This is a genomic window from Mucilaginibacter psychrotolerans (genome assembly GCF_004519315.1).
GTDB classification, from domain to species: Bacteria; Bacteroidota; Bacteroidia; order Sphingobacteriales; family Sphingobacteriaceae; genus Mucilaginibacter; species Mucilaginibacter psychrotolerans.
The window spans coordinates 41,773-60,912 of record NZ_SOZE01000022.1; the positions used below are offsets into that span (position 1 = coordinate 41,773).

The window sequence follows — 19,140 nt, forward strand, 5'->3', positions numbered from 1 at the left end:
TATAACTTATACATAGGGGTGTATAAATATAGTGATTTAGCGATTAGTTTTGGGGAGGTGGGGATTAGGATTTTTTTAGGTTAGAGGGAAGATGTTAGAGGGAATGCTCAACTCAGCGTCTTGTTTTAAATTCTGAAAATTCTTTAATTCTGAAAATCCTGATTCAGATGATGGCACCCCCTGCGGGCCGGGCTTTGTCGGGCTACGCTGCGCTTCGGCCCCGTTGCCTTTACGCGCAAGCCTGCCGCGCCGTGGCTCCCCCTTTCAATCCCTGGTGCGGTCTGAACCGTTGATTTTTCGTATTTTATTTATTCTTTAAGGTGCTCAAAAGGGCTTCGCCGTTTAAATGATTAAATGATTGCGTTAAAAAAAACAACAGCCATAGCTTCCACAGCTTTCAGGAAAAGAGGATCGGTGATATCGGAGGTTTGCATAATTAGCAATTATTTCCCGGCAACAAGTTTCAACGATAAAATATCTGAAGTGGAAACAACTTCAGATATACTTTCGAGGCTTCCTATTTTAATCATCAGCGGTTCAAAAATATCGGACTGAACGTAAAATCTAAATTCCTTTTGATAAGAGAATTCTAAAGGTTTTTGAAATAAGTTGATGCGCCCGTTAATCTTATTCTTATCATAATACTTCACAAAACCATGACTAAATTCAAGTCCGATACCCTTAAGTCCGTGTTCTATTTTACGCAGAAAAGCAAGATTATCTTTAATCATAAGGCAATGTGAACCGAATCCTAAAACACGTGAATCCATCTCAAAAGTCAACGGATTATTTATCGTAAATGAAGATATGCAATACAAGCTAAAGATATTCCCCAATACTTCTTCATGCGACTCCCTTAAATGAATGTTAAGATAATTGCCTTTAAACTTTAAGGATGGAATCTCAAAGGTCCCGGGTGGGTAATTTTTAATTCGAGATATTCCTTCATAAGAATCACCTCTTAGCTGGTTATCTTCAACACGCCTAAAATATTGGATTGTATTAAGGTATATCGTACCATTTTCATATAAATCCCTAATATTTTCTTCGCTGCCAAATTTTAAAAACATTCCAATTATAGGAGCATCCATGCTTTTTTGTCGTATAATAGTTGATAGAAGTTAAATCCGCTCAATCCCGGTTATATATTCTCCCACTTCCCGCTATCCAAACTGCGGTAAATCGCATCTACTATTTTCATATCCTTCAGGCCTTCTTCGCCGGGTACGCGGCTTTGCTTGTTGAGCGCTACGCAGGTGGCAAAATCGTCCATTTGAGCGGCTTGTTGAATGATGTTGGGGATATTCATAGGCTTGCCGTTTACTTTACCATCTAAACCGCCATAGCCAAAAGCAGGTTCTAACTCAAAATTGCCATGCTCGGCCTGCACATTCAGGTAGCCCCAGTTGTTGTTATAACTGCTTTTGCCGGTCACCTTTGCCCCACCGGGGAACTTCAGCTCCCAAAATACTGTCTCATCAACTTCCTTAAATAGTTCGGGTTTGGTTTTCTCCTGGGTAGCTCTTACGGCTATGGGTTCTTCGCCCAAAGTGTATCGCGAACCCTGTATGGAATAGATTCCCATATCCATCAGTCCGCCGCCACCGGCCATGGCCTTTTTAAGCCGCCAGGCGTTAGGGTCGCCGCCGTAGGTGAAGCCGTTGCCGGTATCTATCTGGGTAACCTTGCCAAATACTTTTTTCTGCCCCAGGCGCATCACCTCCAAAGTGTGCGGCTCAAAGTGCAGGCGGTAGCCTATCGAGAGCAGGCGATTTGCCTTTTTGCAGGCGGCGATCATGTCGCGGCATTCGGAAGCGTTGAGTGCCATAGGTTTTTCGCATAGCACATGCTTGCCCGCTTTCGCTGCACGGATGGTGAACTCCTTATGCATACTCACCGGCAATACAATGTACACGATATCAATATCCGGGTTCTTGGCTATTTCATCGAAGTTTTGGTAGTTATAGATGTTCTTTTGCGGAATGTTATACTTTTTGGCCCAGGTTTCGGCTTTGGCGGGCGTGCCGGTTACGATGCCTGCCAGGTAGCAGTTTTTAGTATGCTGCAAGGCCGGGGCCAGTTGCCCGCTGCTGTAATAACCCAGCCCCACCAGGGCAATGCCCATTTTTTTCTCTTTGCTAAGCGCATTTAACGTTTGCCCCAGCAGGAGCGCACCGGTACCTATGGCCCCCTTTTGTATAAAACTACGGCGCGAGATTTGATTGGCTTTTTCCATAACGATTGATGCTTTAGTGTTTTTAATTGGCACTTAAAATTAAACGAAAATATCGTGCCAGCAAAGCATAAACCACTTATAAGCAAAAGTTTATTTCCCGACCATCAGCTTTACTTCAGTAGTACTTTAGTTGCCCCGTAGCCGAACTTCTCCTTACGGGCATCCATAAAGGTTTGTACTTTGTTGCTTTTGCTGAGCAGTTTATGCAGTTCGTTTTTGAGGGTACCGTTGCCGGTACCGTGTATAAAGGTAATTTCGGGCATCTGGTGCACTATGGCTGCATCCAGCGCATGCTTAAAGTTGGTAAGCTGTATGTTGAGGATCTCGCTGCTACCCAAAAAGTGGTGATCGGTACGCAGTTTTTCGATGTGGAGGTCAACTTCGCTTTGTGGTTTGGCTACCACCTGCTTTTCTTCGGCGGGTTTAAAAAAACTTTCTTTTAGCTTCTGGGCATCGATCACCAGTTCGGCCTCGTCCAGCTGAATCATCCAACCTAACTGATTGATAAAAGGAACATTCTTTTTTGCGCCCGAAAAATCTTTGGCCTTAAATTGCTCACTCACATCCAACGGAGCAAGGGCAGGCTGGTTTTGTTTGGTATGGAACAACACCCGGAACAAGAGCTTTGGCCACAGCTGCAAATCGGCCAACTTTGCCGAATATACCTTGGCATAGCTGCGCGGCTCTATAATACCTGCAAACTCACCTTTATATTGCTTGTTCTGCTCGGTACTAACCGATGCCAGCAGCTGATACGATGTTTCATTAACTAAATGCAGGTGCACTACCGAATTGGCCCTGGCATCGGCAATTACGGCTACAAAAACGCCTTTGCTTTTGAACTCGCCGGCAGGTAAATCCACCTCTATGATGTCTTCGGGCCGCTCATCGCCCACCAGTTTGGCATGGCCGTGTACAAAGGTTACCTTGCTGGCCAGCACCGGTATCTCAAAATCATCGTCGCCGGTAACGCCAATCATCTGCTCATCAATGATGCGGGTTACGTAACCCTCCATTTTTTCGTCTACAAAGCGAACAAAATCGCCTAATTTATATTTCATATGGTATTACTGTAACGCAAAGGTATCAATATAGATAGCTGCAACCCGGTAATTAAAATAATTTACACCTGCAGGTTATTTTACATGCTACAACAGATGCCATTTTTAAACAAGCCCAACACTAACCTTTTATGAATATGCAAGTTACACCCATTCCTACAAACCAAGCGCTATTAGAGGAACTTTTCACCCACCACCTCAACCGTATTTATAGCGGCAAATGCTTCCTGGATAAAAACCTGGAGCATTTGATAAGCCTCGCCTCATCTAAAGGCCTCCAATTGGCCATAGAGGAAATTGGCGGCGACGTAAAAAAGCAAATTTTACGCATGCAAGAGATATACCAGCTGATAGGTAAAATACCTGATAAAGATGAGTGTAACCCCATAAAATCAATTGTAAAAGATGAGTTTTGCCTGGACGAGCAACAAACCCTCGCCGCTTTGAACGACCTGGACCTGATGCTGTACGTGCAGGTGTTGGAACATGTGAATATAACCTCGTACCGCATGCTCATCATGATAGCTAAACTGCTGCATTATGATGAAGTTACCCAACTGCTGAAGGAAAATTTTGATGAATCGGAAGACAACGATAAGCTGTTTATGCTGATTGCGAAGGAGTATATTAGTGAGTAGAGGGTGGAGAATAGAGGTTAGCGATTGGTGTTGCACCTCCTGTCAATCAATTCGTGAAATTCGTCCTCTTTCGTGAAATCAGTGTGCAATCAATTCGTGCTAAAACAACAAAAGCCAGGCTTTCGCCCGGCTTTGCAGAGTTATTTAATACCCCTACTAAAATAACTTTGAAACAAAGAAAAATAATTAATCGGGGCCACGCAAATTAATATCACAAACACATTGTAACAATTCGTTTACCAATATCGTCTCAACAATTAACGGTATATTACCTAATTTGCGCGCTAATCATTACATTCTATATATCCACCCTATAACCTCGTAATTTATGTTTAAAACCATTGCGTTAACTGCGGTGTGCAGTTTGTTTTTATTACAACTGCAGGCCCAAAACCTGTATATGCCGCGCGAAATTAAGCAGGCATACACCAAAGGTACCCGCTCGCCAGATGGTAAGCCCGGCAGCAAATACTGGCAAAACTTTGGCCGCTATAACATTGCCATAACCCTGGCCCCACCCACCCGCACCGTAAAAGGCGTGGAGCAGATCACCTACATCAACAACAGCCCCGATACTTTAAAAAGGCTCAACATTAAGCTTATCCTGAATATTCACCGCCCTGGTGCCTCGCGCGATGGCGGTGCCAGTCTTGATTACCTTACCGAAGGTATACAGGTAGATAGCTTTTTGGTGAATGGCCAAAAAAAGAAATGGGATAACAAAGTTGCTTCGGCTACAAACGCCGGCGTGGGCTTAAGCAAACCGCTAATGCCGCACGATTCGGTAAAGCTGGATTTTATATGGCACTTTGATGTAAGTAAGGAGAGCGGTCGCGAGGGCATGATCGATTCTACTTCGTTTTACCTGGCCTATTTCTACCCACGTGTATCGGTTTACGACGATTACCAGGGCTGGGACCGTGTAGAATTTGTAGACTCTAAAGAGTTTTACAACGATTTTAACGATTACACCCTCAGCGTAACTGTACCCAAAAACTTTATTGTTTGGGCCACAGGTACCCTGCAAAACCCGGCACAGTTATTACAGCCCGAGGTTGCCAAACGCCTTGCCGCCTCCTTTACCAGCGACTCTACCATCAACGTAGCTACCCTGGCCGACCTCAAAGCCAAAAATGTAACCGCCCAAAACCCTACCAACACCTGGGTATGGAAAGCGGATAACATCAGCGATATGGCTGTAGGTATAAGCGACCATTATATTTGGGATGCGGGCAGCGTTGTGGTTGATAAAGCCACAGGCCGCCGTAGCAGCATGCAAGCTGCTTACCCGGAAGCTGCTTTCGATTTCAAGAAATCGGTACAGTATGGCCGTAACGCACTGGGCTGGTTCAGCGCCAACTGGCCGGGAGTGCCTTACCCCTTCCCTAAAATGACCGCCTTTAAGGGCTTTGCCGATATGGAATACCCCATGATGGTGAACGATAGCCAGTTTGGCGACCCTACCTTTGCCCAACTGGTGCAGGACCATGAGATTGCACACACCTGGTTCCCTTTTTATATGGGCATCAACGAAAGCAAATACGCTTTTATGGACGAAGGCTGGGCAACCACGCTGGAATACCTGATAGGCACCGCCGAAAACGGTAAAGAAAAAGCAGATAACTTTTACAAACAGTTCCGCATCAACGGCTGGATAGGTGATAAATCTACCGCCGAAGATCAACCCATTATTACCATGAGCAGCGAGCAAAAAGGCGGCTACGGCAACAACGCCTACGGCAAGCCATCGTTAAGCTACCTGGCTTTAAAAGATTACCTGGGCGACGACCTCTTCAAGAAATCTCTGCACGGTTATATGGACAGGTGGCACGGCAAGCACCCCATTCCATGGGATTATTTCAACTCGATGAGCAATGTATCGGGCAAAAACCTTAACTGGTTCTTCAACAACTGGTTCTTTAGCAATGGCTATAACGATCTGGCTATTACCACGGGCGTAAAAGGCAAGGATGGCTATACGCTTACCGTTAGCAATGTTGGCGGTTTTGCTATACCTTTTGATGTGGTATTAACTTTTGCCGATGGCACAACCCAAACCATACACAAAACCCCTGCCGTATGGGAAGCCAACCAAAAAGAGGTTTACGTAACCTTTAAAGCAGTAATTGGCAAAAGCCTTAAATCGGTTACTTTAGATACCGGCATTTTTGTAGATGCTGTTAAAGCCGATAATACCTGGGTGGTGAAATAAGTGAATGGTGAGTGGTGATTAAAGAGTGGTTCTATTCCTGATCATTAGCTACGGCAACCAAAGAGATTTGACAACTTTTAGAAAGTTGTCAAATCTTATATCCAATCCCAACAAACGCAAAAAAACCGGCTCATCACCGGTTTTTTTGCGTTATTGCAGCGAGTGTCTTATGCGCCTTGTATAGCACTGTTGGCGTCACTGGCAGCAGATTTTACACGGCCTTTAGCTTCGTCGGCACCGTTTTGGGCATAATTTTTTGCTGAGCTAATAGCATCTTCGGCAGTGCCGCGTGCGCTATCAACCACATTACCTGCGCCTGTAACCAGGTCGTTATATTTTGATTTTACCGAGTCAACAGCGTTGCTGCTGTATTCTTTTACGCTGCCGGCGGCATTTTGTGCTTTGTTTTTAGCATTTTCCACCAGGTCGTTAACGTAATCGGCAATGTCGCCTCTTAGGTTTTCACCTTTTTCGGGAGCCAGTAACAGGCCTAATGCGGCACCGGCCGCAGCGCCCACTAAAAGCGCTGCAATAATTTTTGCTTGATCTTTCATATCTGTTTGCTTTTAATTGTTGTTCTTTTTTGTTATAAAGATAACAACGCCTTTGCCTTTGTGTTTAGATAAATAAAAAATAACTTTAATTATTGGTTTAGGGGCTGCAAACAGCGCCATTTGCATTTAAAGCCAACAATAAGGGCTAAAACACTGTTAGTACAGCGGTAACAAGCCCCAAATATGGATCCTATACTGCAATCGATACACTTCCGCAAGGTGTTTTACCTGGTAAGCATCATCGCCCTTCTATTACTTTTCGTCATAAAATACACGCTTATACCGGTTATAAACCGCCGCGAGGCCGAACCCAAAAAGATATTAAGGCATATATTAGATACGCTTATAGGCATTTTAATTGCCGCTATGGCCATTGGCGGTGCAGTTTTTTGGATGAGCGGGAACGAGTAACCGGCAAGAGGGCTTCCTGCGCTTTGCAATTAACTACCGAAACCGGCCTTATATTTTTTGATAGCCCGAATGATGGATTGTACGATCTGGTTCTGCCCCTCATCTGAGTTGAGATATCTTTCGTCTTCGGCATTGTTGATGTAGCCCGTTTCTATCAGCAGGCCCGGCATACCGCTTTGCTGCAATACCAGTACGCCCTGCTCTTTTACCCCCGCGCTGGCCCGACCATCGGTTTCGGTAAATTCTGTATTCAACAACTCGCCAAATTGCACGCTTTGCTTGCGGTAACGCTGTTGGAACGCGGCCAGCACGATGGCATTCATGGCGGCATCTTCACCGTAGCCGTTATATTTTTGCTGATAATCTTTCTCCTGGTAAATAGAAGCGTTCTCGCGCAGGGCTTCTAGTTGTTCCTGCTTGCGGTGGAAACCGTACAGCAGCAGCATAGCGCCGCGCCGCGTTCCTATACGCTGCGGGGTAGAGTTGCAATGGATGGATATAAACAGGTTGGCCTTGCTATCGTTTGCTATCTGTGCGCGGGTGTGCAGTTCTATGAATTTATCGGTGCTGCGCGTCATGATCACATTGAGGTAGGGCATCTGGTCGTTAAGGGCATCGCGCAGCTTTTTGCCTATGCTGAGTGCCACGGCTTTCTCATTTGAATATCCACCATGGGCGCCAGGGTCTTTGCCACCGTGGCCAGGGTCGATAACGATGGTTTTAAATTGAAACGACGGAGTAGAATCGTTGGTTTTGCTGGTTGATTGAGCGAAAGCCGGGCAAACGCCCGCAAAAAACAAGATGATAAAAGCCGGCAAAGGGGCTTTAAATAACGGCCTAAAAAACATGGCGCAAAGATATAGGAATGTTTTAGGGTACAAACCCTTGATTGTTCGAAATATACCTTTTACTCCCCTCTCAAGAGGGGGCGTGGTAGATGGTGTGGTGGGAGGCGTTTGTTCACCACTATGCAATGGCGTAACGCATAGCGTACCAACATACCCCTCCATCCCTCTCAAGAAGGGAATCGCACGTCCCTTTACGCTTTTCAAAGCTTCCGAACACTTAGGGTAAGCCCCCCGTGTTTTTGAATTATTTACAGGCATCTATTTGGTATATAACATGGCTGGCCTTATAACGGAACCTTGGCAGCTATTGTTTGGTATGACAGCAAACACGATAAAAGGATTAAACACGAGTTGACAGGAATTAACAGGAGTTGACAGGATTTAAGGATTAGCACGATTTTACAGGATTTTGTTTGCGTAGTGCGCCATCAATAGGATTAAGGGATTGGGGTAATCTGACAGGATTCTATTTAGAGAGACAGAATATTAACAAGATTACGACATACCTCTTCTAACGGAGCAAAATCAACACGATTAAAGGATTCAATCCTGCTTATCTTTTAATCCTGTTTAATCGTGCTAATCCTTTAATCCTGTTAAACTTTTTAATCCTGTCTAATCGTGCTAATCCTTTAATCCTGTCTAATCGCTTAATCGTGTCACGAAAGCCTTCACCTTAGCCATCAAATCTTGTTTCAACTTTAAATAAGCGGGGCTGTTACTAAGTTTGGTATCAAAATTTATTTTTCCACCATCCCATTTAAAGCGGGGCGTAAGTTTACCGTCTTCAAAATCAATTACGTTGAACAGTTCCAGTAGTCCATCCATGCGGCATTCGCTTACTTCGCCCTGGTTAAGGTCATTTACATAAATAGCAGGCGTGCCCATCCCTATCGATGGCAGGGCGCAATGCACGCGACTGGTTACCACAAAGGCCGCTTTGGCGTATTTGCCCAGCAGTTCTTTGGCGTACTCAAATTTTTCGTCCTCGTCTTTATAAGTCTTCAGCGGGTCGGCGTGTTTTACGTATTCGGCCTGGGTAAGCACCTCGTCGGTAAAATACGGCGAGTAGGTTTTATAGAAACTGGCCGCCCGTATCATCCACCGTAAATTGGTAAAGCCCGATCGGCGTTGCGATATGGTTTTTATGGTGCTGTATTTTGTGAGCAATATCCAGCTGAAGCCAATAAGCGAGCTATCGCGTTTTATAGCTTCGTACTTGGTATCTACAAAATACACTTTGCGTTCTTTTTGCGGGTTGGCATAGGTTTCGCCCAGGGTAAGCGTTAAGCAGCCCGAAAAGTAAGCATCTATACCTTTGGCGCTAAGTACTTCGGCAGTTTTGCGGTCGCGGCAGCCTATAGGGGCGTGTTGCTTTAAGTAATCTACAATTTGCGGCGTATTTAAAAAGTGCTCCTGCGCCAGCACATTCAGGTGGAAGGAGATAAAAAAGGGCAATATATTCTTAACAGGTGGCCAGTTTTTTGGATGGTGGGTAAACCAGCCGTTCATAATCAGGGCTATCTCTTCGCCGGTGTATTCGTTAAGCAATTCGCGGTTCAAATAAGTATCGGCTTTGCCACCTAAAAATTGTAGTGCAGCTAAACTTTGAACGTAATCACCTACGTTATCTTTACGGAAACCTGATTCATAAATTAATACGCCTTTCTTAATACTCATAAGTTTTTTTTAGAAGCCTTGCAATATTTGCCCTAAAAATAAGCATAAATCGTAATTGCGCAAGTTTAGGCGCGGGTTTAATCTATTTTAAACCTTACGCGCATCAAGCCTGCGGGATAGCATTGACACCTATTAGTTATCCACATTTTAATTTTTAATTGATTGATATTGTGCTGTTTGAAAAGAAGTCAATCACACCCATTTCCAATAAATTAATTCCCTCTGCAACCAATCGTCTCGTAATATCGTATTAAATGTATATTAAAAAAATACAGGGCGCTATGGAAGCAATTTTCTCCTCATCATTATTTACTTTTTCCTTCTTCCTGGTGGTTGGCAGCGTAATCGTATATTTTATATTAAAGTTCGACAAGCAACAGCGCCAGAAAATGAGCAAACTGGTGGCCGAAACCCGCGATGTACAGCCTTTGCTGATGGCCAAAGCCATTAACCATAAATTGAAAACCATAAAGCCCGAGTTGAATTCAGATTCGAGGCGCGACATAGCCAAACAACTTGATGAGTTGGTTGCCGCTTACGACCGTGGACAGGTAACCCTACCCGATTATTGCCACAAACTGAACAGCCTGCTATCGATGGTAGCTTAGTGGGAATTCGGAGTTTCGATTTCGGATTGACAATTTCTCGCCCCATCTTGTGTTGTAATAAAACATTGATATTTCCTTAGTTTTGGCGCATCAATATGGATGCTAACCAACAACCCCAACATTTAAGCATAGTTGCCACTGCCGATGGTTCTAATACGATCTATAACGCGCAGGTAGGCGAAAATTACCATTCGCGTAATGGTGCCTTGCAAGAGAGCAGGCACGTGTTCCTGCAATCGGGCCTGGTTTATTTCCTGCTGAACGCGCCAACTATTCACGCAACCGTGAGCATTTTAGAAGTGGGTTTCGGAACCGGACTTAATTTCCTGCTCAGTGCCGATTATTGCGCAGCCCAAAACATCGGCCTCGATTATACCGGCATTGAAGCCTCCCCCCTCAGCCCCGAAATGATTGCCCAAACAGGTTATGATAAATTTATATCGGCTACCACCTGGAACAACTTCTTACAAACCTACCCGGCATCTTTAACCGCCAAAAGCAGTTTCAGCGATAGCATCCAGCTGCAAACCGCCCGGTGCCCGTTGCTAAGCTTCTCTTCCACACAAAAATTCGATATCATCTATTTCGACGCGTTCGCCGCAGCTTACCAGCCCGAAATGTGGGACGAAGCTGCGATAAACCATACCCTAAGCTTTTTAAAGCCGGGCGGCGTATTTGTAACCTATGCCATTACCGGCAACCTTAAGCGTATGGTAAAAGCCCTTGGCCTTAAGGTAGAGAAAGCACCGGGAGCACCGGGGAAGAGGGAGATGCTGCGGGCAGTTTCCAGTTAACAGTGGGCAGTGGGCAGTGGGCAGTGGGCAGTGGGCAGTGGGCAGTGGGCAGTGGGCAGTGGGCAGTGGGCAGTGGGCAAGTTCTAAACATACAGGATTGTTTTTCTAAATTTCAAATTGTTAAACGCAAATCCAACTGCAAACTGCCAACTGCAAACTGCAAACTGAAAAAGCTATCTTTACGGCCTATGTCACTAACGCCGCCTATTGCTTCTGCCACACCTTCGGGTGCTTTTGAGCGCCTGCTCACCATTATGAATGATCTGCGCATCAATTGCCCCTGGGACAAAAAGCAAACCCTGGAGAGCCTGCGCCACCTCACCATCGAAGAGACTTACGAGCTGAGCGATGCCATACTGGGCGGCGATATGCAGGAGATAAAAAAAGAGCTGGGCGATTTGATGCTGCACCTGGTTTTTTACTCGCGCATTGCATCAGAAACCGATAGTTTCGATATCACGGGCGTGCTCAATGGCATATGCGATAAGCTCATCAACCGCCACCCGCACATCTACAGCGATGTTGAAGTAAGCAACGAGGAAGACGTAAAACGCAACTGGGAACAGATAAAGCTTAAAGAAGGCAATAAATCGGTATTGGGCGGGGTGCCTGCATCGTTGCCGGCATTGGTAAAAGCATCGCGCATACAGGAGAAGGCCCGCGGCGTAGGTTTTGATTGGGATAACAAAACGCAGGTTTGGGCCAAGGTGGAAGAAGAACTACAGGAGTTTAAAGATGAATTTAACGTTGCCGATGGCACTGCTATTGACCAGGAAAAGGCCGAGGCTGAATTTGGCGACCTGCTGTTCTCGCTCATCAACTACGCACGTTTCATCAATATAAACCCAGAGGATGCGCTGGAGAAAACCAATCGTAAATTCATTAAGCGTTTTCAATATCTGGAAAGTAAAGCCAAAGAAAACGGCAAGCAATTGCAGGATATGACGCTGACAGAGATGGATGTGTTTTGGAACGAGGCTAAAAACGCCTCAAAATAAAAGGCTTTTTGTAGCGTTTTATTAAATTGCTGCGTAAACCCAATTGAAACCAAATAGCTCATGAAAAGAAGATTTACTTATTTACTTCCCCTGTTAACTATCGTGATAGCCTTATTGGGCAGTTGCGCCCCTAATAAGCCGAGTGACCCCGTACCCAATCCAAACGGAACCTTTGCCGGCGAATTCCGCAGGCTGCACCGTTCAACTGGTGCCAGTAAAATTGATACCCTTAAAGCCAATATATCCGTTACCCTAAACAGCGATTTTACCTACAAGGTAACAGGCGACACCAGCACCGTGCACGCCGGGAGTATAGGTCTGTGGAACATCTCTGCCAATAGTATAAAATTCCAGGATAACACCTATTCAGCAACTTCTACCATCAGAAAAGTGCGCTTATTTGGCGAGTACGATTATGCCTATGATGGCACTTCGCTAAAGATAGCCGTTAACAGCGTTGATACGCTTAGCTTGCAATACGATTTAAAAAGAGTTAACTGATATTGCCGCCAGGCAAATGTGCCCTGTAGCTTAAAAAAGCTACGGGGTTTTTATTTTTATAAATTATTTGGTATTATTTGTAGCGTTTTGCCCGCAGGCGGCGTAATGATTTGTAAACAACCGGAACTAACAGTTTTTAATGCATCTAACCCACCGCATTACCGAAGATGAAATAGTAGGTAAATGCAAAACCGGCAGCCTTAAGCACCAGGAATTGCTATATAAGCAGTTCTATGGCTATGCTATGGGTGTTAGCGTGCGCTATAGTATTAACCAGGATGATGCTTTAGAAGTTGTAAATGATGCGTTTATAAAAGTGTTCAACAACATAAGTACATACAATACCGACAAACCTTTTAAGGCATGGCTGCGCACCATAGTGGTAAACACGGCTATTGACAGGCGCCGCAAAGAACTAAAACACCAGGCCCATACCGATCTGGATAATGCCGTTGGCGTGGGCAGCAATGCCAGCGCCATAGATAGCCTGAACGCACAGGATATTTTAAAAGTAATGAAACAACTGCCGCAGCTACAGCTCACGATATTCAACATGTACGAAATTGATGGCTATAACCACGATGAAATTGGCAAAATATTAAACCTGCCGGCTAGTTCATCGCGTGTGTATTTAAGCAGGGCCAAGGATAAATTAAGGCAGTTATTAACAACAGAAACGCAAACCCATGGATGAGCAGTTTGATAAGAAGCTAAGCAGCCGCATACGGGAGGTGTTTGATAATTACGAATCGCCACCTGCCGACGAGGCCTGGCTGGAACTACGCAAAAAGTTCCCGGTGAAACAGGAACGCAAAATTGCCTGGCTTTGGTGGAGCAGCGCAGCTGCCCTTTTATTGGTATTTTTAGGCGTAGGCCTGTGGCTGATGAACAACAAGCCGCAAACAGGCAATAACGTAGCCGTAAAACCTCAGATACAACAGCAGCAGCCGAATCAAGCGACACCAAACCCTACCCCTGCCGGTAGCGAGGTTACCTCGGTTAATCCGTTGGCAACTACTGGTACCAAAAACGATAGTGCCGTACAAGCACCAAACAAAGCTTTGGCTGGTCCTGCTGTTGCAGCCGGCCATGATACAGCCAACAACGCACGTAAAACAGGAAGCAACGCAGTTGCAACGCCAGGCAATACGCTAGCAATAAACAGCGGCTCCCCTGCCAGTGTCGCCACCAACAAGCAATTGCCAGGCACGGCAACTATTGCAGGCAACACGCCTGCAGCCGGGCAAACTGTAGTTACAGGCGCAATAACCAACAACCAGCAGGTTGCAGCAGTTGATGTGCCGACAAGCGGTAATGGCCAAACCGCACCTGTAATTACCAACAAAACAAGCCCCGTTATTGCGCAGCAGCCTGTAAAAACCATAGACGATTTGTTTGCACAAGACAAAGCCCAACGGGTTGCCAAACAAAAAACAGATAAGAAGGAATTGAAGAAGGTAGACTTTAGCGTATATGCAGCCACTTATATGAACTATGCCCAGGGCAGCGCCAACCAGATAAACGCGGGCGCAGGCTTTACTTCTGATATACGGCTGAGCAAGAACATCAAGCTATCTACCGGCGTATCGCTGGCGCAAAATACGCTGAGCTATGCGGGCCAACCGCCTGCATCGGGCAGCAGCAACAGCGTACTTTCAGCGGCGAGCCCGGGTTTACTGCAGAATGACGCACTTAATTTCGGCGCATCGGCAACGGTTGCCGAGTTGCAGAACTACCGGGCCAGTTTGATGGGACTTGATGTGCCTATCAACATCAAATACGAGTTCAACCCCGAGAAAAGCGACACCTATATATCGGCAGGTTTAAGCTCGGGTACTTTTATCGATGAACGGTACACCTCGCATTTTGCTTATAAAAATGCACAGGGCTATGCCTCGGCGGTAACCCAAGACCAAACCTACACCCAAAGCTTCAACAGTTTTTACTTCGGTAAAACACTTAACCTATCGTTTGGTACCGGCTTCCCCATAGGCAGAAACAACAGGCTGGTTGTAGAGCCCTTCCTGAAATATCCGCTTGGCGGGCTGGGCGCGCAGGCTATCCATTTTGGGGCGGGTGGCGTCAACCTTAAATTTAACTTTAAAACAACTAAAAAATGAAAAAGATCTTCCTGAGCCTTATTTGCCTTTTTATTGCCACTGTATCATTCGCCCAAAAGCTGGAAGTTACCGCGGGCGCATATACCAGCCTATTCAGATTCAGCGGTGAATCAACAGAATCGGTTTCCTTTTTTAATTCGAGTACAGGCCTACCCGGAGGCACCTCTTCTTACACCAATAACCCCTACGGCAACAAAATCGGGATAGGTTATGGCATTAGCGGTCAGGGGCAACTGGTTGGCAAAGGTGGCTTTATTATTGGCTTGCAGGTTGGCTACGAACAGTTGAAAAGCAAAATAGCTATCAAACAGTTTTACGTTACCGATATAACCACCATCGGGGCTCAATACGTTCAAACAATAGATGCCACCGGCAGCACAGCCTTAAAAAGCAATATCATCAACGTAAACCCATACATCGGTTACCGCATACCGCTTACAAAAGTAAAACTGGATATCCTGGCAGGGGCCGATCTGGGCTTCATTAATAACACCCACGAGAAAGGCTCTGCCAGGGCTAACACCGGTACCACTTACACCACCGACTTAGACCGCACCACCATAACCGAAGATTTCAGGCTGAGGCTTGGCCTGGCTGCAAGCCTAAACAAGTTTAGCCTTAACGCAAGCTACGCCAATGGTGTATCTAACTATAAGAGTGGCTACTTAGGCGGTGGCGTACAAAATGCGCATAGCAAAGTAATCAGGATTGGATTGGGGTATAGGATATTTTAGAGGAGTAGAGGTTAGAGAATGTGTCGTATTTAATATAGAATACCGAATGTCCAACGCCGAATAATGAAGTAAGAACCTTCGAAATTCATTATTCGTAGTTCGGTATTCGATATTTTTTTCTCTATTTAAACCTTATCGCCCGCACAGGCGATATACGCGTTACCAGCATGCTGGGTATAATAAGCACCAGCAAGCAAATAACCAGGGTGCCTACGTTGAGCAACACCACATCAAATACGCTAACCTGGATAGGCACAAAAGCCATGTAATAGTTTGCCGGATCCAGCGCGAAAAAGTGGGTTTCCTGCTGAAAATAGCCAATGCCCAGCCCCAGCAAATTACCCAAAAACAGTCCTACCCCTATCAGGTAAGCCGCATTATACAAAAACACTTTTTGTATCACCCAGTTTTGCGCCCCCATGGCCTTCAGCATGCCTATCATGCTGGTGCGCTCCAATATCATAATCAATAGCGCCGATATCATATTGATAACCGCTACCACCGTCATCAGCACCAACATCACCAGCGCGTTGGCATCCAGCAAGCCCAGCCACTCAAAAATCACGGGGTAATTCTCTACTACCGTGTACGATTTTAGCAGTATCGGCAGCTTATCGTCTATCCAGTCGGCAGTAGGGTTAAGTCGGTCGAAATCGGCCACCCGTACTTCGTAACCACCAATTTCGCCTTTGTTCCAGTCGTTAAGGCGTTTGATGAGGTTGATATCTCCTATGATAAAGTTTTTGTCGATCTCATCCGCACCGATATCGAAAATGCCTTTTATCTTCAGTTTGCGCTTACGCGGTGTTTCCTGCACAAAGTAGATCAGCAGGTCGTCACCGGCTTTTAACTTAAGTCGCTTAGCGATCACCTCGGATATCATCACTTGCTTCATCGCCTCTGCCGAATCCCTGAAATCGATAACGCTGCCGCTCACCAGCATTTTCTTCATGTAACCCCAGTCGTAGTTTTTATCTACGCCTTTCATTATTACGCCTTCCCTATCGTTGTTGGCCTTGATAATACCCGGCTTGGTGGCAAAGGCATTGATATGGGCAATATTTTGGTTGCCCTTTAGTTTAGCTATTAGCCCCGGCTCGGGTATAAAAGAGGAATTTTCGTAGGAGTTGTTCAGGTCTGACTTTACGATTTGCACATCGCCGGCAAAACCGCGTATCTTCTCGCGTATCTCCGCTTTAAAGCCCCTGATAATGGCCATAGAGAGTATCATCACCCCAAGCCCGAGCATAATGCCTAAAATAGCTATACGCACAATTAATTTAGAAAAAGTACGCTTACTTTTTAAGGTGATACGATTGGATATGAACCGGGCGAAACTCAATGCTGGATGGATTTTTGTACCTTCGCAAATATGCGCTTTTAAGCTTAAACAGCTGCCTTAAAATTTGGTTTAGTATAATAAAATGATGATGAGGATAAAGATATTGTTGCCCGCCGCCTTGTTATGCAGCCTGTTCATCACCTGCGATAACCTTGCCCAAACGCCCCGCGACCATAAAACCGCCATCAAAAAAATGGTATTGCCGGTGCTGCCCGCTGCCGACCAGGTACCGCTTTACCTCGATTACCTCAAAGGCAAAAACATCGGCATGCTCATCAACCAAACATCGGTTATCGGGCCAAAAAAGGTACCGGTGGTTGATAGTTTGCTAAAGCTCGGCGTTACCGTTAAGAAGATTTTCGGTCCCGAGCATGGCATCAGGGGCAATGCTGCCAATGGCGCAACCATCAACGATAGTACCGACCCGGTTACCGGCCTGCCTGCCATTTCGCTATATGGCAAACACTTTAAACCCACGCCCGAGGATTTAAAAGGCATCAACCTGATGATATTTGATGTGCAGGATGTAGGCACGCGCTTTTACACTTATATCTCTACCCTGCACTATGTAATGCAGGCCTGCGCCGAAAACAACATCGAACTGGTGATATTAGACAGGCCAAACCCCAACGGTTATTTTGTGGATGGCCCGGTGCTGGATACAGCCTTCCGTTCTTTTGTAGGCATGCATACCATCCCTGTAGTACACGGCATGACGATTGCCGAATACGCCCAAATGATCAACGGCGAAGGATGGTTAAAAAACAAGGTACAGTGCAAGCTCAAGATATTCAAGGTAGCCAACTACACGCACGATAAGCCTTACATACTCCCCGTAAACCCATCGCCAAACTTAAACTCCGCGCAATCGATACTGCTTTATCCGCACATCTGCTTTTTCGAGGGCACCAACATCAGTTTAGGTCGAGGCACCCAGCAGCCATTCCAGCTACTGGGCAGCCCTTTGCTCAAAGATAAGTACCCGTTTTCGTTTAAACCAGTAAGCATACCTGGCATGAGCGATAATCCACCCCTAAAAGACCAGGTTTGTTACGGAATTAGCTTAAAAGATTACAATACCGACACCCTAAGGCAACAAAAAAAGCTTAACTTAGCATGGCTGATCAGTTTTCATAAAGCGTACCCTGATAAGGAACACTTTTTTATAGCATACTTCAACAAACTTGCCGGCACCGATGTGCTGAAAAAACAAATCATCGCCGGCAAATCGGAGGCTGAAATAAGGGAAAGCTGGGAGCCTGCCCTATCGAATTTCAAGGCTATACGCAGCAAGTATTTGCTGTATAAATAGCACCGCAGTTGAACACTGCAACGCTATTAAGCTCTCTTTTATTTAGCTAAATCTTAATCTACAAGCAGATGAGAATTATATTTATGGGTACGCCCCAGTTTGCTGTTGCATCGCTCGATGCCTTAATAACCGCCGGTTGCGAAGTTGTAGCCGTTGTAACCGCCCCCGATAAACCCGCAGGCCGTGGTAAAAAAATAAGCGAAAGCGCCGTAAAGCAATATGCCGTAGAGAAAGGATTGAAAGTACTGCAGCCCGAAAAGCTGAAAAACCCCGATTTCTTAAAAGAACTGGAAGCCCTGCATGCTGATTTGCAGGTGGTAGTAGCCTTTCGGATGTTGCCCGAGGTGGTTTGGAATATGCCACCCAAGGGCACCATTAACCTGCATGCTTCGCTTTTGCCGCAATACCGTGGTGCCGCCCCCATCAACTGGGCCATCATCAACGGCGAAAAAGAAAGCGGTGTTACCACCTTCTTTCTCACGCACGATATTGATACCGGCCACATTTTGTTTACCGAAAAGGTAACGCTTAAAGGTACCGAAACCGCAGGCCATTTGCACGACTGGCTCATGAACAAAGGCGCGGGCCTGCTGGTAAAAACCGTAAAAGGCATAGAAAGTGGCCGCTACAGCCAGCACCCGCAGGACCATTTTACCGATGGCATCACCCTAAAACACGCCCCCAAGATTTTCAAAGAAGATTGCCTGATCGATTTTAACCAGCCTGCACAATCTGTTTGCAACTTTATACGCGGCTTAAGCCCCTCGCCTACCGCCTATACCACCATAAATGATAAGGCGTTAAAGATATTTTACGCCACGCCCGAAATTACCGATACCGGCTTATTGCCCGGCGCATTTATCACCGATAACAAAACCCACCTTAAATTTGTAACCGCCGATGGTTGCGTAAACGTAACCGACCTGCAACTGGAAGGCAAGAAACGTATGGAAACAGAAGAGTTTTTAAGGGGGAATAAGTTTTAGGCCCCCTGCGATGAAACGGCTGTTACCTGGCTGCGCTACAGCAAGATTTTTAAATTTAATGACTTTAATCTGTAAAATCTGCTCGCTTCTATAAAATCCAAAGCT

19 protein-coding genes are annotated in these 19,140 nt (G+C 45.7%); 12 read left to right on the forward strand and 7 right to left on the reverse strand.

What is annotated here, in order from left to right:
- Positions 1-443: 443 nt before the first annotated feature.
- The 3 genes from E2R66_RS19145 to E2R66_RS19155 all read right to left on the reverse strand — a co-directional run bounded on the left by E2R66_RS19145 (position 444) and on the right by E2R66_RS19155 (position 3,297).
- Positions 444-1,091, reverse strand: a complete 648-nt coding sequence (locus tag E2R66_RS19145; RefSeq protein WP_133233564.1) for a hypothetical protein — start codon at positions 1,089-1,091, stop codon at positions 444-446.
- 50 nt (positions 1,092-1,141) lie between these two features.
- Entirely contained in the window at positions 1,142-2,236 is a 1,095-nt protein-coding gene (locus tag E2R66_RS19150; RefSeq protein ID WP_133233566.1) for a Gfo/Idh/MocA family protein, read from the reverse strand.
- A gap of 110 nt (positions 2,237-2,346) precedes the next feature.
- Positions 2,347-3,297 carry a Smr/MutS family protein gene (locus E2R66_RS19155; protein ID WP_133233568.1) on the reverse strand — a complete coding sequence of 317 codons (951 nt, stop codon included), beginning with the start codon at positions 3,295-3,297 and terminating at the stop codon, positions 2,347-2,349.
- A 137-nt stretch (positions 3,298-3,434) separates the two neighbouring features.
- On the opposite strand from E2R66_RS19155, the gene E2R66_RS19160 reads away from it, so the two are divergent.
- Together E2R66_RS19160 and E2R66_RS19165 are read left to right on the forward strand one after the other, a co-directional pair.
- Entirely contained in the window at positions 3,435-3,935 is a 501-nt protein-coding gene (locus tag E2R66_RS19160; protein ID WP_158288451.1) for a DUF892 family protein, read from the forward strand.
- A gap of 328 nt (positions 3,936-4,263) precedes the next feature.
- The gene (locus tag E2R66_RS19165; protein ID WP_133233572.1) at positions 4,264-6,147 is read left to right on the forward strand and encodes a M1 family metallopeptidase; all 1,884 of its coding nucleotides are present in this window, start codon (positions 4,264-4,266) and stop codon (positions 6,145-6,147) included.
- A 167-nt stretch (positions 6,148-6,314) separates the two neighbouring features.
- On the opposite strand, the gene E2R66_RS19170 is transcribed toward E2R66_RS19165, so the two are convergent.
- Positions 6,315-6,701 carry a YtxH domain-containing protein gene (locus E2R66_RS19170; RefSeq protein ID WP_133233574.1) on the reverse strand — a complete coding sequence of 129 codons (387 nt, stop codon included), beginning with the start codon at positions 6,699-6,701 and terminating at the stop codon, positions 6,315-6,317.
- Between the two features lie 183 nt (positions 6,702-6,884).
- On the opposite strand from E2R66_RS19170, the gene E2R66_RS19175 reads away from it, so the two are divergent.
- Complete coding sequence (locus tag E2R66_RS19175) at positions 6,885-7,112, forward strand: flagellar basal body-associated FliL family protein (RefSeq protein ID WP_133233576.1); 228 nt, start codon at positions 6,885-6,887, stop codon at positions 7,110-7,112.
- A gap of 29 nt (positions 7,113-7,141) precedes the next feature.
- Here E2R66_RS19175 and E2R66_RS19180 read toward each other — a convergent pair whose 3' ends face one another.
- Complete coding sequence (locus E2R66_RS19180; RefSeq protein ID WP_158288452.1) at positions 7,142-7,960, reverse strand: N-acetylmuramoyl-L-alanine amidase family protein; 819 nt, start codon at positions 7,958-7,960, stop codon at positions 7,142-7,144.
- A 642-nt stretch (positions 7,961-8,602) separates the two neighbouring features.
- The gene (locus E2R66_RS19185) at positions 8,603-9,640 is read right to left on the reverse strand and encodes a polysaccharide pyruvyl transferase family protein (protein WP_133233580.1); all 1,038 of its coding nucleotides are present in this window, start codon (positions 9,638-9,640) and stop codon (positions 8,603-8,605) included.
- 254 nt (positions 9,641-9,894) lie between these two features.
- On the opposite strand from E2R66_RS19185, the gene E2R66_RS19190 reads away from it, so the two are divergent.
- From E2R66_RS19190 to E2R66_RS19220, 7 genes are all read left to right on the forward strand, one after another.
- Positions 9,895-10,248 carry a hypothetical protein gene (locus E2R66_RS19190; protein WP_158288453.1) on the forward strand — a complete coding sequence of 118 codons (354 nt, stop codon included), beginning with the start codon at positions 9,895-9,897 and terminating at the stop codon, positions 10,246-10,248.
- A gap of 95 nt (positions 10,249-10,343) precedes the next feature.
- A complete protein-coding gene (mnmD, locus tag E2R66_RS19195; RefSeq protein WP_133233584.1) occupies positions 10,344-11,042 on the forward strand; it encodes a tRNA (5-methylaminomethyl-2-thiouridine)(34)-methyltransferase MnmD in 699 nt (232 codons plus the stop codon).
- 188 nt (positions 11,043-11,230) lie between these two features.
- Positions 11,231-12,040 (forward strand): nucleoside triphosphate pyrophosphohydrolase, encoded by an 810-nt coding sequence (mazG, locus tag E2R66_RS19200; protein WP_133233667.1) that lies wholly within the window; start codon positions 11,231-11,233, stop codon positions 12,038-12,040.
- 60 nt (positions 12,041-12,100) lie between these two features.
- Positions 12,101-12,541, forward strand: a complete 441-nt coding sequence (locus tag E2R66_RS19205) for a hypothetical protein (protein ID WP_133233586.1) — start codon at positions 12,101-12,103, stop codon at positions 12,539-12,541.
- Positions 12,542-12,680: 139 nt separating this feature from the next.
- Entirely contained in the window at positions 12,681-13,235 is a 555-nt protein-coding gene (locus E2R66_RS19210; protein ID WP_133233588.1) for an RNA polymerase sigma factor, read from the forward strand.
- Positions 13,228-14,661: a hypothetical protein gene (locus tag E2R66_RS19215; protein ID WP_133233590.1), complete on the forward strand. Its 1,434-nt coding sequence runs from the start codon at positions 13,228-13,230 to the stop codon at positions 14,659-14,661. The genes E2R66_RS19210 and E2R66_RS19215 overlap by 8 nt, the downstream gene beginning before the upstream one ends.
- A complete protein-coding gene (locus E2R66_RS19220) occupies positions 14,658-15,395 on the forward strand; it encodes an outer membrane beta-barrel protein (protein ID WP_133233592.1) in 738 nt (245 codons plus the stop codon). Before E2R66_RS19215 ends, E2R66_RS19220 begins: the two co-directional genes overlap by 4 nt.
- 121 nt (positions 15,396-15,516) lie before the next feature.
- Here E2R66_RS19220 and E2R66_RS19225 read toward each other — a convergent pair whose 3' ends face one another.
- Positions 15,517-16,737, reverse strand: a complete 1,221-nt coding sequence (locus tag E2R66_RS19225) for an ABC transporter permease (RefSeq protein ID WP_133233594.1) — start codon at positions 16,735-16,737, stop codon at positions 15,517-15,519.
- Positions 16,738-16,819: 82 nt separating this feature from the next.
- Here E2R66_RS19225 and E2R66_RS19230 point away from each other — a divergent pair, with 82 nt between their 5' ends.
- Both E2R66_RS19230 and fmt read left to right on the forward strand, forming a co-directional pair.
- Positions 16,820-18,049 carry an exo-beta-N-acetylmuramidase NamZ family protein gene (locus E2R66_RS19230; protein WP_317130786.1) on the forward strand — a complete coding sequence of 410 codons (1,230 nt, stop codon included), beginning with the start codon at positions 16,820-16,822 and terminating at the stop codon, positions 18,047-18,049.
- A 68-nt stretch (positions 18,050-18,117) separates the two neighbouring features.
- Positions 18,118-19,035 carry a methionyl-tRNA formyltransferase gene (fmt, locus tag E2R66_RS19235; protein WP_133233596.1) on the forward strand — a complete coding sequence of 306 codons (918 nt, stop codon included), beginning with the start codon at positions 18,118-18,120 and terminating at the stop codon, positions 19,033-19,035.
- Positions 19,036-19,140 lie beyond the last annotated feature (105 nt).

Excerpts from the sequence above, each read along its gene's own strand:
- E2R66_RS19145 (WP_133233564.1), bottom strand. The coding sequence starts at position 1,091 with ATGGATGCTCCTATAATTGGAATGTTTTTAAAATTTGGCAGCGAAGAA.
- E2R66_RS19150 (WP_133233566.1), bottom strand. The coding sequence starts at position 2,236 with ATGGAAAAAGCCAATCAAATCTCGCGCCGTAGTTTTATACAAAAGGGG.
- E2R66_RS19155 (WP_133233568.1), bottom strand. The coding sequence starts at position 3,297 with ATGAAATATAAATTAGGCGATTTTGTTCGCTTTGTAGACGAAAAAATG.
- E2R66_RS19160 (WP_158288451.1), top strand. The coding sequence starts at position 3,435 with ATGCAAGTTACACCCATTCCTACAAACCAAGCGCTATTAGAGGAACTT.
- E2R66_RS19165 (WP_133233572.1), top strand. The coding sequence starts at position 4,264 with ATGTTTAAAACCATTGCGTTAACTGCGGTGTGCAGTTTGTTTTTATTA.
- E2R66_RS19170 (WP_133233574.1), bottom strand. The coding sequence starts at position 6,701 with ATGAAAGATCAAGCAAAAATTATTGCAGCGCTTTTAGTGGGCGCTGCG.
- E2R66_RS19175 (WP_133233576.1), top strand. The coding sequence starts at position 6,885 with ATGGATCCTATACTGCAATCGATACACTTCCGCAAGGTGTTTTACCTG.
- E2R66_RS19180 (WP_158288452.1), bottom strand. The coding sequence starts at position 7,960 with ATGTTTTTTAGGCCGTTATTTAAAGCCCCTTTGCCGGCTTTTATCATC.
- E2R66_RS19185 (WP_133233580.1), bottom strand. The coding sequence starts at position 9,640 with ATGAGTATTAAGAAAGGCGTATTAATTTATGAATCAGGTTTCCGTAAA.
- E2R66_RS19190 (WP_158288453.1), top strand. The coding sequence starts at position 9,895 with ATGTATATTAAAAAAATACAGGGCGCTATGGAAGCAATTTTCTCCTCA.
- mnmD (WP_133233584.1), top strand. The coding sequence starts at position 10,344 with ATGGATGCTAACCAACAACCCCAACATTTAAGCATAGTTGCCACTGCC.
- mazG (WP_133233667.1), top strand. The coding sequence starts at position 11,231 with ATGTCACTAACGCCGCCTATTGCTTCTGCCACACCTTCGGGTGCTTTT.
- E2R66_RS19205 (WP_133233586.1), top strand. The coding sequence starts at position 12,101 with ATGAAAAGAAGATTTACTTATTTACTTCCCCTGTTAACTATCGTGATA.
- E2R66_RS19210 (WP_133233588.1), top strand. The coding sequence starts at position 12,681 with ATGCATCTAACCCACCGCATTACCGAAGATGAAATAGTAGGTAAATGC.
- E2R66_RS19215 (WP_133233590.1), top strand. The coding sequence starts at position 13,228 with ATGGATGAGCAGTTTGATAAGAAGCTAAGCAGCCGCATACGGGAGGTG.
- E2R66_RS19220 (WP_133233592.1), top strand. The coding sequence starts at position 14,658 with ATGAAAAAGATCTTCCTGAGCCTTATTTGCCTTTTTATTGCCACTGTA.
- E2R66_RS19230 (WP_317130786.1), top strand. The coding sequence starts at position 16,820 with ATGATGATGAGGATAAAGATATTGTTGCCCGCCGCCTTGTTATGCAGC.
- fmt (WP_133233596.1), top strand. The coding sequence starts at position 18,118 with ATGAGAATTATATTTATGGGTACGCCCCAGTTTGCTGTTGCATCGCTC.